Consider the following 12,802-nt stretch of genomic DNA (forward strand, 5'->3'; position numbering starts at 1 on the left):
GCCAGCACGGCGGCGGTGTCGGCGGCGCCGTTGCCAAGGGCGACGGCGACGGGCTCGCCGACGCGGCGGGCCAGCGTCAACAGCTCCAGGGTGGGCTTGCGGACGGCACCGTCCACGTGGTCGACGTAGACCAGAACTTCAGCCATGGGACTTCAATCTCCTGCGGTTACAAGGAACTGGGGCGGTTGGTGAAGGGAACGGCTGAAGCTCAGATGAACTTCTGACCCGCGAGGAACTCGGCGAGCTGCTTGCCGCCCTCGCCCTCGTCCTTGACGATCGTGCCCGCGGTCCGCGCGGGGCGCTCGGTGGCGGAGTCGACCTTCGTCCAGGCACCCTCCAGGCCCACTTCCTCGGCCTCCAGGTCCAGGTCCGAGAGGTCCCACGCCTCCACCGGCTTCTTCTTCGCCGCCATGATCCCCTTGAACGAGGGGTAGCGGGCCTCACCCGACTGGTCGGTCACCGACACGACGGCGGGCAGCGAGGCCTGAAGCTGCTCGGAGGCGGCGTCGCCGTCCCGACGGCCCGTGACGACACCGTCGTCGACGGAAACCTCGGAGAGCAGCGTGACCTGCGGGACGCCCAGGCGCTCGGCAAGCAGCGCGGGGATCACGCCCATGGTGCCGTCGGTGGAGGCCATACCGGAGATCACCAGGTCGTAGCCGGCCTTCTCGATCGCCTTGGCCAGCACCAGCGAGGTGCCCAGGGCGTCGGTGCCGTGCAGGTCGTCGTCCTCGACGTGGATGGCCTTGTCGGCGCCCATCGACAGCGCCTTGCGCAGCGCGTCCTTGGCATCCTCCGGACCCACCGTCAGAACGGTGATCTCCGCGTCGTCCGCCTCGTCCGCGATCTGCAACGCCTGCTCGACCGCATACTCGTCCAGCTCCGACAGCAGGCCATCGACGTCATCCCGGTCGACGGTCAGGTCATCGGCGAAGTGCCGGTCGCCGGTGGCGTCAGGCACGTACTTCACGGTGACAACGATCCTCAAGCTCACGCCGGCTCTCCTACTGCATCGTCTTTACTGGGCTGCTGCCTTGCTCTGGCCACTGCCTTCTTGCAGGCAGCATAGGCGCCTGAAGGGGCGGATCCCGGTCGGGGCGGCCCGCGCTCCGACCAGAATATTACTCGCCAGTACACCTACTGCATTCCCACTAAGCAAGCGCTTTGAACTGTGACCTTCCCAACGCTCTGTAATCGGGCGCGGAGAGGGGCATTCGGGAACTCTCAGTCGCGCAGCGCGTTGAAGCGCCCTTGGTGGTAGAGCAGGGGCCGACCGGCGCCTGCGGGGTCGCCCACCACGGCCTCCGCGAGCACGATCCGGTGGTCACCCGCGGGCACCCGCGCCGCGACCCTGCAGACGAGCCAGGCCAGCGTGCCGTCGAGCACGGGGACACCCTCGGGTCCCTCGTACCAGCGCGTGTCCCCGCCGAAGCGGTCGGCGCCGCTGCGCGCGAAGGTGGTGGCGAGGTCGAGCTGGTGCTCGCCGAGTATGTGCACGCCGACGTGATCGGCCTCCGAGACCGCGGGCCAGCTCGACGCGCCCGTACCGATGCCGAACGAGACCATCGGAGGCTCGGCGGAGACCGAGACGAGCGAGGTGGCGGTGAAGCCGACGGGCCCGGATGGGCCCTGAGCGGTGATCACGGCGACCCCCGCCGCGTGCTGCCGGAAGACGGAGCGCAGGAGGTCGGGGGAGGCGAGCTGGGGAGTGCGGAGATCGGGCGAAGCCGTCATGGAATTGTCCTTCTGCAGGAGGTACGAGCGGTTCCGTGGCTGCTCAGCAGCCCGGACAGCGCGCACTTGCATGACGGGCGAGGTCCACGTGGACGCGCTCGTAGAGAAGGAGCTCCGGAGGCATGGGAGCAGGCTGGCGATAGGTGCGGGGTGCAGTCAAGTCCGTTCCGCGATGTGAAAGACGGCTCACGGCGCCCTGGCGCCGCGTCGGCGCGGTCGCCCGCTCCCGCGTCATCGCGATCTCCCACCCGTGCCTCACACCGCCCCCATCCCTGTGTCGCGCCACCCGTTCCTGCCTCATGGCGCTCCTCCTCCCCCATGCCCCGCGGTCTCACACGGCCTTGCCGAGGGCGGCGATCACATCAACCTTGCGCGGCTGCCCGGTCGCGCGCAGCACGACCTGTCCGTCCGCGTCGAGCACCAGCACCGTCGGCGTCTTGAGGATGCGCAGTTCCCGTACGAGATCGAGCTCGGCCTCCGCGTCGATCTCCACGTGCGACACGCCGGGGACCATTTCGGCCACCTCGGCGAGGACGCGGCGGGTGGCCCGGCAGGGCTGGCAGAAGGCGCTGGAGAACTGCACGAGCGTGGCGCGCTCACCCAGTTCATGCCCCGTCCACGTGCCCTGCGCCGGCGCGTCGAGCCGGTCTCCCGCGTCGCGTATCCGCACGTCAGCCTCCCGCCCCTGCGTCATGATCCAACCGTCCCCGACTTCAGCGTCCGTACGCCCGCGGACATTCCCAACGTGACGAGAATCTCGCGCCCGCCGGGCACGATGGGTGGCCAGCCGTCCGTTCTTGGGGCACGATCTGCGCAACGCCGAAAAACCTACGGCTGCGTAACTTCCCGCCGGGAGCCCCCTCCCATGGCAGACACGAAGGGCCCTCCCCACCCATGGCAGAGCTTGTCTACCGTCCGGTCATCGGTGCCGCGAAAACGCTGTTCAAGGCATGGGACCTGAAGATCGACTGCAAGGGGTCGGAGAACATCCCTCGCACCGGCGGTGCGGTCCTCGTCAGCAACCACATCAGTTATCTCGACTTCATCTTCGACGGCCTCGCGGCCCTGCCGCAGAAGCGGCTCGTGCGCTTCATGGCCAAGGAGTCGGTGTTCCGGCACAAGATCTCCGGCCCCCTGATGCGCGGGATGAAGCACATCCCCGTCGACCGCAAGCAGGGCGAGGCGGCCTACCAGCACGCCCTCGACTCGCTGCGCTCCGGGGAGATCATCGGCGTCTTCCCCGAGGCGACGATCTCTCCGTCGTTCACGCTGAAGTCCTTCAAGTCGGGGGCCGCCCGCATGGCGCAGGAGGCCGGGGTCCCGCTGATCCCGATGGCCCTGTGGGGGACGCAGCGGCTGTGGACCAAGGGGCAGCCGCGCAACTTCAAGCGCAGCCACATCCCGATCACGATCCGGGTCGGTGAGCCGCTCGATGCTCCCAAGGACCAGTTCGCTGGCGCGATCACCAGGCGCCTTCGTGAGCGCTGCCAGGAGCTCCTCGAAGCCGCGCAGCGCGCCTATCCCGTACGCCCCAAGGGCCCGGACGACACGTGGTGGATGCCGGCGCACCTCGGCGGCACCGCGCCGACTCCGGCCGAGGTGAAGGCCGCCGAGGCGAGCTGAATCGATTACTCCGGGCGCCGGGACGCCCGCTCCGGCGCGTGGACGGTGAGCCGCACGCCGGGGCTGAACTTCTCGAGCAGCTCGGCCAGCTCGGCGCCCGCGGCCTCGACGCCGGAGTCAGGACCCATCCCCTCCAGCAGGAAGATGGCGTTGACCGACTCCTCCGTGAGGCGGGTGCGCGGGCCCTGGCGCCAGTTCCAGCGCCGGCAGGTGACGCCCTCGTCGTCGCACCAGACGACCTCGCCCGCGTCCGGGTGCTCGACGGCCTGCTCCCCCGCGGCCATGGTGACGAAGTCCTCGGTGCCGTCGGCCCGCACCAGACGCATGCCGCCCTTGATGTGGTCCAGGTCCTCGCCGCCGACCGGGATCAGGTGGGCGACGCTGATCGCGTTGTAGACGTCGACGAGGGTGTTGATCCTGGGCAGGCCGCCGTCGGCGAGGGCGCGCTTGGCAAGCGCCTCGGCGGAGTTGCGCGTACGGGACGGCTTCGCGCCGAAGGCGGTGTACGCCGCGCGCCAGGCCACCATGTGCGGGTCCTCGTGCGGGGCGCGGCCGTCGAGCCGCTCGGCGAGGCGGCGCGCGGCCTCGTCGAGGAGGGCCGAGCTCTCGTCGGTGCTGGGTCCGTTGACGAGCCCGTAGGCCTCGATGGCGACGTGGGTGAAGCCGGGCGCGAGGGCGCGCACGTCGTCGGTCACGGTGATCTGGAAGGTCATCGTCTGCCTTGCGTTCGGGTGCGGCGGTTCAGAGTGCGTCGGGAAGGTGCTCCCACAGGTACGGCCGGTCCGGAGCATCCTTCAGAGCGCGGAGGACCACCGGGTGCGGTACATCAAAGAGTACCGGATAGTCCACCTCACTGGACTCGATATCCGCCACGAAGGCCAGCCGCTCCCCGTCGAGGGAGAACTGGGCGTCGACTCCGGGATTGTTCCCGCGGGGGTCCTGCCGATGCCAGGCTCCCCGGAAACGGACCGCGACGAGGCCGTGTACGCAGTACCCCGTACCCGCGTCGTACGCCAACCGCTGATAGCAGAACGCGGTGGGGATGTCCTCGGCGCGCAGCAGCGCGGCCAGCGCGTGGGCCTTGGCGTGACAGATACCGGTGCGCTGCTCAAGGACGTCGGAGGCGCGCCAGGTCACACGGAGATCGCCGCTGTCGGCGGAGTGCGGGATGGCGTCCCGCACGAACTCGTATGCCGCGCGGGCGTATGCGTATGAATCCTCGACCTGTGCGGCGATGCGTGCGGCCGTCTCGCGTACGAGCGGGTGGTGGTGATCGATGACGTCGTCGGCCGCCAAGTAGGCGGACAGGTCAGGGGTTTCCTGGATCGGCTGCATGCCACGGGAGCATAGAAATGCGACCGACCGCGAGTCAATGCTTTTACGGTCGATCGCATACCTATGCAGTTGGGTGAAGGTGTCGGCTAGCGCGCCATCTCTTCCTTGAGGGCCGCGACGAAGCCGTCCACGTCCTCCTCGCGCGTGTCGAACGCGCACATCCAGCGGACGTCGCCCGCCGCCTCGTCCCAGAAGTAGAAGCGGTACTGCTTCTGCAGCCGCTCGCTCACGTCGTGCGGCAGCCGCGCGAAGACCGCGTTGGCCTGCACCGGGTAGAGGATCTCCACGCCGTGGACGGCGCGCACCCCTTCGGCGAGGCGCTGCGCCATCTCGTTGGCGTGCCGGGCGTTGCGCAGCCAGAGGTCCTTGGCGAGCAGGGCCTCCAACTGCACCGACACGAAACGCATCTTGGAGGCAAGTTGCATGGAGAGCTTGCGCAGGTGCTTCATGTGGCTGACGGCGTCCTGGTTCAGGACGACGACGGCCTCCCCGAAGAGCGCGCCGTTCTTCGTGCCGCCCAGGGACAGGATGTCCACGCCGACCGCGTTCGTGAACGTCCGCATGGGGACGTCGAGGGACGCGGCGGCGTTCGATATGCGCGAGCCGTCGAGATGCACCTTCATGCCGAGCTTGTGCGCGTGGTCGCAGATCGCGCGGATCTCGTCGGGCGTGTAGAGCGTGCCCAGTTCGGTGTTCTGCGCGATCGAGACGACCTGCGGCATCGCACGGTGCTCGTCGTCCCAGCCGAATGCCTGCTTGTCGATCAGCTCGGGCGTGAGCTTGCCGTCCGGCGTGGGCACCGTGAGCAGCTTCAGGCCGCCCATGCGCTCGGGGGCGCCGCCCTCGTCCACGTTGATGTGCGCGGACTCGGCGCAGATCACCGCGCCCCAGCGGTCGGTGATCGCCTGGAGCGCGACGACGTTGGCCCCCGTGCCGTTGAAGACCGGGAACGCCTCGGCCGTGGGGCCGAAGTGGCCGCGGATGACCTGCTGGAGGTTGGCGGTGTAGTCGTCCTCGCCGTACGCGATCTGGTGACCGCCGTTGGCAAGCGCGATGGCGGCGAGCACCTCCGGGTGGGCGCCCGCGTAGTTGTCGCTCGCGAACCCCCGTACATCCGGGTCGTGATGGCGGCGTGCGTCGGTCTTCGGAGGGTTCACGGCTTCTCTGTCACGGGTGTCGCGAGCGGTCACGGCTTCTCGGTCAGCCACAGGCGGTTTCCGTTCACTTCTCCGGCGGGCCGCTCCCAGACTCCGGCGATGGCCTCGGCCAGCTCCTTGACGTCCGTGAAGCCCGCGAACTTCGCGTTGGGCCGCTCCGCGCGCATCGCGTCGTGCACCAGCGCCTTGACCACCAGGATGGCAGCCGCCGATGTCAGGCCCTGCTCGGCCCCCGCCTTGCGGAAGGCGTCACCGAGGGCGAGGGTCCAGGCCTCGGCGGCGGCCTTCGACGCGGAGTACGCCGCGTTGCCCGCCGTGGGCTTGGAGGCGCCGGCCGCGCTGATCAGGAGATAGCGGCCGCGGTCGCTGCGCTGCAGGCCGTCCTGGAAGGCGAGCGAGGTGTGCTGCACGGTGCGGATCAGGAGCTTTTCGAGCAGGTCCCAGTCGGCGAGGTCGGTCTCGGCGAAGCTGGCACTGCCGCGCCAGCCGCCGACGAGGTGGACCAGGCCGTCGATCCGCCCGAACTCCTTCTCCGTGCGGGTGGCCCACTCCCTGGTCGCGTTCAGGTCGAGGAGATCGACCGTGTCGCCTATGACGGTGGCCCCGCCGTGCGCGTACCGCGCGGCGTCCACGGCCTCCGCCAGGCCCGCCGCGTCGGCGACGGACGCCACGACCGTGGCACCGGCCTCGGCGAGCCTGAGCAGCGTGGCACGGCCTGCCGGCCCGCCTGCCCCCGCGACCGCGACCACGGCTCCATCGAGTGCGGACATCGTCCTCGCCTCCTTGGTGCGGTCGCTCATGCGGCGACCTGCTCGGCGCGCGCCGCGGTGATCCCCTTGGTGGAGGCGATCACATGCTTGAGCTTCTTGGAGAGCGCCTCATAGAACATGCTGAGCGGAAACTCGTCGGGAAGCACCTCGTCGACCAGTTTTCGGGGCGGAAGCTGCACATCCAGGGCGTCCGGGCCCTTGGCCCAGCGCGATCCGGGGTGCGGGGCGAGGTACTGGGACACCAGGTCGTACGCGGCGAACCAGTGGACGAGCTTGGGGCGGTCGATGCCCGCCCGGTAGAGCTCCTCGATCTCGGCGCACAGCTGGTTGGTGACCTGCGGCGCGCGCTCCCAGTCGATCTTGAGCTTGTTGTCGGTCCAGCGGACGACATCGTGCTTGTGCAGGTACGCGAAGAGCAGCTGGCCGCCGAGCCCGTCGTAGTTCTTGACGCGGTCACCCGTGACCGGGAAGCGGAACATCCTGTCGAAGAGGACGGCGTACTGCACGTCACGCGCCTGCGGGACGCCCTCGGTCTCCAGCTTCACGGCCTCCTTGAAGGCGGTGAGGTCGCAGCGCAGCTCCTCCAGGCCGTACATCCAGAACGGCTGCCGCTGCTTGATCATGAAGGGGTCGAAGGGCAGGTCGCCGTGGCTGTGGGTGCGGTCGTGGACCATGTCCCACAGGACGAACGCCTGCTGGCAGCGGTCCTGGTCGCCGATCATCTCGCGGACGTCGTCGGGCAGTTCGAGCCCGAGGATGTCGACGGAGGCCTCGGTGACGCGGCGGAAGCGGGCCGCCTCGCGGTCGCAGAAGATGCCGCCCCAGCTGAAGCGCTCGGGAGCCTCGCGCACGGCGATGGTCTCCGGGAAGAGCACGGCCGAGTTCGTGTCGTACCCGGCGGTGAAGTCCTCGAAGGTGATGCCGCAGAACAGCGGGTTGTCGTAGCGCGTGCGCTCGAGCTCGGCCAGCCAGTCCGGCCAGACCATGCGAAGGACGACCGCTTCGAGATTGCGGTCCGGGTTGCCGTTCTGCGTGTACATCGGGAAGACCACGAGGTGCTGCAGGCCGTCCTCGCGGTGCGCCGCGGGCTGGAAGGCGAGCAGCGAGTCGAGGAAGTCCGGCACCTTGAAGCCGTCGTCCGCCCAGCGCCGCAGGTCCGAGCCGAGCGCCTGGTGGTACGCGGCGTCGTGCGGCAGGAACGGGGCGAGCTGGTCGATCGCGGATATCGCGCGGTCGACGGCGAGTTCGGCCACGGCCTTGGCCGGGGCGCCCTCCGCGTCGAAGTCGATCGAACCGTCCGCGGACTGCCACGGGCGGATCTCTTCCACGGCGTCCTTGAGCATCGGCCAAGCCGGGTGCTCCACAACCTTACCCATGGGGGCACCTCCGCTCGCGGGAGGAACCGCCCCCTCCGTAACCCTCTGCACAAGAATTTCCGTCACTTGTCAACCTCCACGGGAGAACCTCGCGTATGGACACCGTATGGGTGCGAGGTTCTCCACCACAAGAGGAGGCTCGGGAAATTATCCTGTGAAACCCCCGACATCACAGCTAATTTTCCTGCCAGATGCCGTTGCGGCGACCGCTTCTGCCACATCTGCCACCGCGGACCGCGCATCGTCCAGGAGCCGCGGGAAGCCCAGGAAGCCGTGGAACATCCGCGGATAGTGCCCCCGGGTCACCGCGACCCCTGCCAGACGCAGCTTGACCGCGTACGCCGCGCCCTCGTCGCACAGCGGATCGCAGCCCGCGGTGACGATGTGCGCGGGCGGCAGCGCGGCGGCGTCCGCGCGCAGAGGCGAGGCGTAGGGATGCGTGCCGTCGCCGTCCGGCCCGAGGTACTGCTCCCAGAACCAGCGCATGTGCGCGGCGGTGAGGAAGTAGCCGGTGGCGTTCGACGTATACGAGTCGCTGCCCTGCCCCGCGTCGAGCACGGGATAGAGCAGCACCTGGAGCGCCACGGCGGGCCCACCGCGGTCCCGCGCCATCAGGGCCGCGACGGCGGCGAGGCCGCCCCCGCTGCTGTCCCCCGCCGTCACCACGGCGTGCGGATCGCCGCCGAGCACGCCATCCCGCGTCTCGGCTGCGGCCCAGCACAGGGCCGCGTACGCGTCCTCGGTGGCCGCGGGGAAGGGGTGCTCGGGGGCGAGACGATAGGCGACGGAGACCACGACGGCGCCGGACTCGGCGCAGAGGGTGCGGGCGGTGGCGTCGTGGGTGTCGAGGTCGCAGAGGGTGTAGCCGCCGCCGTGGAAGAAGACGACGGTGGGGCGGGGGCGGCTCGTCCCCGCGGGACGGTAGACGCGCACGGGCAGGTCGGGAGCCCCGGCGGGACCGGGGACGCTCCGGTCCTCGACCGTCCCCACGGGTGGCGCGGCCTTGGCCGAGGGAGGTGTCGCGGCGAGGATGCGGCGGGCCTCGGCCGCGTCGGTGACGGTGCCGCCGAGGTCGGGAAAGGCGGCGCTGAGGGCGTCGACGAGGGGGCGCGCCTCCGGGGCGAGCCGATCGCCGTACGTGTCGTCGGCCGCCATCACCCCGCCTCCTGGGCGCGGAAGTACGGGATGACCTTCTCGCCCCACTGCCGCAGGGTCTCCATGCAGGCCTCCTGCGGGACGGTGCCCATCTGGACGAGGCACATGATCTCGTCGGCGCCGGCGTCACGGAGCCGCTCCACATAGGCGATGGCGTCGTCGGCAGTCCCGTAGGCGTGATCGGCGTTGAAGGTGGCCGTGGAGGTGGGCCGGACCGGGATGTCGTGCTCGTGCAGCCGCGCGACGACCTGCTCGGCGGCCTCGCGCATCGCGGCCGCCTCATCGGCCCCTTCGACCACAGCCTCATCAGGGATGCCCGCGCCGCCGTACCAGTGCCCGATGGACTGCGCGAAGAACCGCTGCCCGCGGATTCCCACGCTCCGGGCCGCTTCCCGGTCATCCAGCACGATGGTCGGACAGAGCACGGAGAAGTGGTCGTTGACGACGCTGGACACGAAGCGGGCGTCGCTGCGGCCCGCGATGGCCGCGTCGTACGCCGCGCGCATCCCGGCGATCGACTCGGGGCCCGCGAAGCCCATCACCAGGGCGCCGATGCCGAGTTCGGCGGCCTGCGTCAGGGTCTCGGTCCTGCTGCAGGCAAGGAAGAGCGGGGGGTGCGGGGTCTGTTGCGGCCGGGGCAGGATCGGGTGCGGATCGATGTCGAGCAGCGCGCCGTGATGCTCCAACTCCTCGCTCCGCCAGGCCTTCCCGATGATCTGCAGCGCTTCCTCGACCTCCTGGGTCGTACGTTCCTTGTCGACGCCGCAGAGCGAGGTCTCCTGGAGCGTTCCGCCACGCCCCGCCCCGAGGTCGAGCCGTCCGCCGGACAGCAGATCGAGCATGGCGGCGCGCTCGGCGACCCGCGCCGGGTGGTTGAAACGGAACGGCATGCAGACGACGCCGTGCCCGATACGGATGGTGCTCGTGCGGGCGGCGACCCAGGTCAGGAAGATCTCCGGGGCGCTCATGTGGGCGTACCACTTGAGGGAGTGGTGCTCGACCGCCCAGATGCGGTCGAACCCCATCTCCTCGGCCAGGACGGCCTGTTCGACGCTGTCACGGATGAGTTGATGCTCGCGCTCGACAGTGGGGTCGGCGAGCTGTGCTTCGAATATGACGGAGAACTTCACGTGCCCTCCAGGGAGTTGAGCCAGCTGAGCCCTGGGCGCGTGGATGCCTCGCGCGCCCGTATTTCGATTAGCCATATGACTAGTCGTCAGGTCACGAGGAAGCAAGGCTCATGCGCGGGGAAATCCCGATGGGTCGATGCGCCGATGCGCCGATGCGGGGCGTCGTGCGGAGAAGCAGCTGGGGCCCGCACCTTGAGGTGCGGGCCCCAGCTCGCGCGCGATCGTGCGCCCGTGCGCCCGTCATGCGGGAACGATGTCTTCGACCATCAGCCATCAGCCCCTCCGTCCCGCGAGCAGCTCACGGAAGGGCAGGGCCGCGATGCTCGAACCTGATCAGAGGCCGAACTCCTGCGGTGAGACGCCGAGTGCCGCGCACGCTTCACGCAGGACCTGCTCCTCGGCCGGGGCGATGTACCCGTCCGCGCCCGCGACGACAAACCCCGTCTGTACGACCGCCTTGGCCTCCACCGGCTTCTTCGCCGCCTTGGCGATCTCCTGCATGGCCTCGGTCTTGCCCTGCTGGAAGTTGAACGTCAACTGGTCGACGTGCTTGTTGAACCGCTGCTGAAGCTGCTCGGGCGGGAAGTTCTTCAGGACGTCGTTCTGCAGGATCAGAGACTCCACATGCTGCCGCTCGGCCGGGTCGACCGACCCGTCGGCGGCGGCGACCAGGGCGCACATGGCCATGCTGGCGTCACGGTAGGAACCGCTCTTGAGCTCCGTCTTGAGGGTGGCGAGCTGGGACTTGAGCACGCCCACGAGCTGGGCCTTCGAGCTCCCGCCCGCCCGCGACCCCGACCCCGACCCCGACCGTCCGTGGCCGCCGGAGCCCCGCGCCCCCTGGGACTGCTGCTGCAGGCCCTTGGCTTGGTCCTTGATCCGGTCCCACATCGCCATCCGTGCCACCTCTGCTACCAGTTCGCTCGTCCGCGCGCGTTCCGCGCGTCATCCTGCCAACGCCGTCCAATCCCACGAAGTTCCGCGACCGGCGGCCCTGAGGGGGTGAGACTGACTCGCGAAATCGATCACCGGGGGTCGGCAGCTCACCAGACCGGTCAGGAACGGAGAAGCGCCCGCCCCCAGCCGTAACTAGCGTGATGTCCATGGCAACCACCGCATCCGTCACCCTCGACGTGGCCGACCCCACGGCCGCCCGCCGCTTCTACACCGCCGCCTTCGGATTGGACACGCAGATACGTCTGCGGACCTCTGAAGCGCCCACGACCGGTTTCCGTGGGTTCACGCTGGCGCTCACGGTCTCCCAGCCGGCCACCGTCGACAGCCTCATCGGCGACGCCCTCGACGCCGGCGCCACGTCGCTGAAGCCTGCCGCGAAGTCCCTATGGGGCTACGGCGGTGTCGTACAGGCCCCGGACGGCGCGATCTGGAAGGTCGCGACCTCGGCGAAGAAGGACACCGGGCCTGCCACCCGGCAGATCGACGAGATGGTGCTCCTGCTGGGAGTCGCGGATGTGACAGTGAGCAAGCGCTTCTACGTCGGCCAAGGCCTCGCCGTGGCGAAGAGCTTCGGCCGCGTGTACTGCGAGTTCCATGGTGGGGCCGGCCCCTTCAAGCTGGCGTTGTACCGGCGCCGCGCCCTCGCCAAGGACCTTGGTGTCTCGCCCGACGGCACCGGATCGCACCGGCTCCTGATCGGCGGCGACGCCGGGCCCTTCACCGACCCGGACGGGTTTGCCTGGGAGGCCACAGCGCCGGCGCAGCGGGCCCACGCGGTGTGACGCGTTCGCCGCTCGCTACAAGGTCAGGAGCAGGTCGAAGGACTCCTTGTCGAAGAGCGAGCCGTACAGGTCGCCCGTGACCTGGGTGCCGTTGACGGCCACCGTGGGCGTGCCGGGGCCGCGAGGGTCATCGCCGCCCGCTGCCTCGTACGTCTTCTCCGAAGCGGTGACGAAGTCCTTGTACTTCATCGTCGCCACGGCGGAGTCGAAGGGTTTACCTCTCAGTCCCTCGACCTCACCGGCCAGCTTCAGCAGGGAGGCCGTGGTGTAGCCGCCCGCGAGCTCGCTCTCGGTCATATTCTCGAACAGCACCGTGTGGTACTCGGTGAACTTGCCCGCCTCCAGCGCCGCCCGCAGGGCATTGACCGCTCTCTTCGATCCGTCCCCGCCCATACGGTCGTCCCTGAAGGACGCGAGGGTGTACTCGGTCTTGGCCTCGCGGCGCAGCGTCATCTCGCGCAGCGCCGGGGCGCCGGTCGCCTCGAATTCCTCGACCACCGGACAGCGCGGATCCTCGTACAGCCGGACCGTGGTCGCCGCGGCCGGGTCCCCCACCACGATCGTCGTGCCGTCCGCGGCCAGCTCCTCCGGCAGCTCCCCGACACCCGCGTAGGGTGCCGGGCGCGATCTGCCGGCACCCTTGTCGTCCTCATCCTTGGACTGCGTCTTCGGTGCGCAGCCCGTGACCATCACTACAGCGATCGCGGCCACGGTTGCGGCGGCCAGCCCTCTTGCATTCCTCACCTGCGAATCCCCTCCCCTTTGATCGCGCAGACTCTAAGC

Annotated in this window: 14 protein-coding genes and 1 pseudogene; 2 read left to right on the forward strand and 13 right to left on the reverse strand. The window is 69.5% G+C overall.

The features are described 5' to 3' along the window. The 4 genes and pseudogenes from ABD378_RS25735 to ABD378_RS25750 all read right to left on the reverse strand — a co-directional run. Nucleotides 1-146: pseudogene (locus tag ABD378_RS25735) on the reverse strand (electron transfer flavoprotein subunit alpha/FixB family protein); the annotation flags it as partial. A gap of 62 nt (nt 147-208) precedes the next feature. Next, entirely contained in the window at nt 209-994 is a 786-nt protein-coding gene (locus ABD378_RS25740; RefSeq protein WP_344524237.1) for an electron transfer flavoprotein subunit beta/FixA family protein, read from the reverse strand. Between the two features lie 230 nt (nt 995-1,224). After that, nucleotides 1,225-1,734, reverse strand: coding sequence for a flavin reductase family protein (locus ABD378_RS25745; protein ID WP_344524239.1), 510 nt, complete (start codon nt 1,732-1,734; stop codon nt 1,225-1,227). A gap of 331 nt (nt 1,735-2,065) precedes the next feature. Continuing rightward, a complete protein-coding gene (locus ABD378_RS25750) occupies nt 2,066-2,428 on the reverse strand; it encodes a thioredoxin family protein (RefSeq protein WP_344524241.1) in 363 nt (120 codons plus the stop codon). 200 nt (nt 2,429-2,628) lie between these two features. On the opposite strand from ABD378_RS25750, the gene ABD378_RS25755 reads away from it, so the two are divergent. Continuing rightward, entirely contained in the window at nt 2,629-3,357 is a 729-nt protein-coding gene (locus tag ABD378_RS25755; RefSeq protein WP_344524243.1) for a lysophospholipid acyltransferase family protein, read from the forward strand. A 5-nt stretch (nt 3,358-3,362) separates the two neighbouring features. On the opposite strand, the gene ABD378_RS25760 is transcribed toward ABD378_RS25755, so the two are convergent. The 8 genes from ABD378_RS25760 to ABD378_RS25795 all read right to left on the reverse strand — a co-directional run bounded on the left by ABD378_RS25760 (nt 3,363) and on the right by ABD378_RS25795 (nt 11,177). After that, nucleotides 3,363-4,070: a B3/B4 domain-containing protein gene (locus ABD378_RS25760; protein WP_344524245.1), complete on the reverse strand. Its 708-nt coding sequence runs from the start codon at nt 4,068-4,070 to the stop codon at nt 3,363-3,365. A 28-nt stretch (nt 4,071-4,098) separates the two neighbouring features. Continuing rightward, on the reverse strand, nt 4,099-4,692 hold the full coding sequence (locus ABD378_RS25765) for a transglutaminase domain-containing protein (RefSeq protein ID WP_344524247.1): 594 nt from the start codon (nt 4,690-4,692) through the stop codon (nt 4,099-4,101). 86 nt (nt 4,693-4,778) lie between these two features. Next, nucleotides 4,779-5,849 (reverse strand): threonine aldolase family protein, encoded by a 1,071-nt coding sequence (locus tag ABD378_RS25770; RefSeq protein ID WP_344524249.1) that lies wholly within the window; start codon nt 5,847-5,849, stop codon nt 4,779-4,781. Nucleotides 5,850-5,878: 29 nt separating this feature from the next. Beyond that, nucleotides 5,879-6,649 (reverse strand): SDR family NAD(P)-dependent oxidoreductase, encoded by a 771-nt coding sequence (locus tag ABD378_RS25775; protein ID WP_344524251.1) that lies wholly within the window; start codon nt 6,647-6,649, stop codon nt 5,879-5,881. Continuing rightward, nucleotides 6,646-8,061 carry a DUF6421 family protein gene (locus ABD378_RS25780; RefSeq protein ID WP_344524253.1) on the reverse strand — a complete coding sequence of 472 codons (1,416 nt, stop codon included), beginning with the start codon at nt 8,059-8,061 and terminating at the stop codon, nt 6,646-6,648. The genes ABD378_RS25775 and ABD378_RS25780 overlap by 4 nt, the downstream gene beginning before the upstream one ends. Nucleotides 8,062-8,142: 81 nt before the next feature. Continuing rightward, entirely contained in the window at nt 8,143-9,150 is a 1,008-nt protein-coding gene (locus ABD378_RS25785) for an alpha/beta hydrolase fold domain-containing protein (RefSeq protein WP_344524255.1), read from the reverse strand. Further along, entirely contained in the window at nt 9,150-10,280 is a 1,131-nt protein-coding gene (locus ABD378_RS25790) for an LLM class flavin-dependent oxidoreductase (RefSeq protein ID WP_344524257.1), read from the reverse strand. The genes ABD378_RS25785 and ABD378_RS25790 overlap by 1 nt, the downstream gene beginning before the upstream one ends. A gap of 333 nt (nt 10,281-10,613) precedes the next feature. Then, nucleotides 10,614-11,177 (reverse strand): tellurite resistance TerB family protein, encoded by a 564-nt coding sequence (locus tag ABD378_RS25795; protein WP_344524259.1) that lies wholly within the window; start codon nt 11,175-11,177, stop codon nt 10,614-10,616. A 206-nt stretch (nt 11,178-11,383) separates the two neighbouring features. On the opposite strand from ABD378_RS25795, the gene ABD378_RS25800 reads away from it, so the two are divergent. Beyond that, the gene (locus ABD378_RS25800; RefSeq protein ID WP_344524261.1) at nt 11,384-12,019 is read left to right on the forward strand and encodes a glyoxalase; all 636 of its coding nucleotides are present in this window, start codon (nt 11,384-11,386) and stop codon (nt 12,017-12,019) included. A gap of 15 nt (nt 12,020-12,034) precedes the next feature. Here ABD378_RS25800 and ABD378_RS25805 read toward each other — a convergent pair whose 3' ends face one another. Beyond that, nucleotides 12,035-12,763, reverse strand: coding sequence for a DsbA family protein (locus tag ABD378_RS25805; RefSeq protein WP_386546006.1), 729 nt, complete (start codon nt 12,761-12,763; stop codon nt 12,035-12,037). Nucleotides 12,764-12,802 lie beyond the last annotated feature (39 nt).

The organism is Streptomyces rectiviolaceus (assembly GCF_039533825.1).
In the GTDB taxonomy this organism is placed as follows: Bacteria; Actinomycetota; Actinomycetes; order Streptomycetales; family Streptomycetaceae; genus Streptomyces; species Streptomyces rectiviolaceus.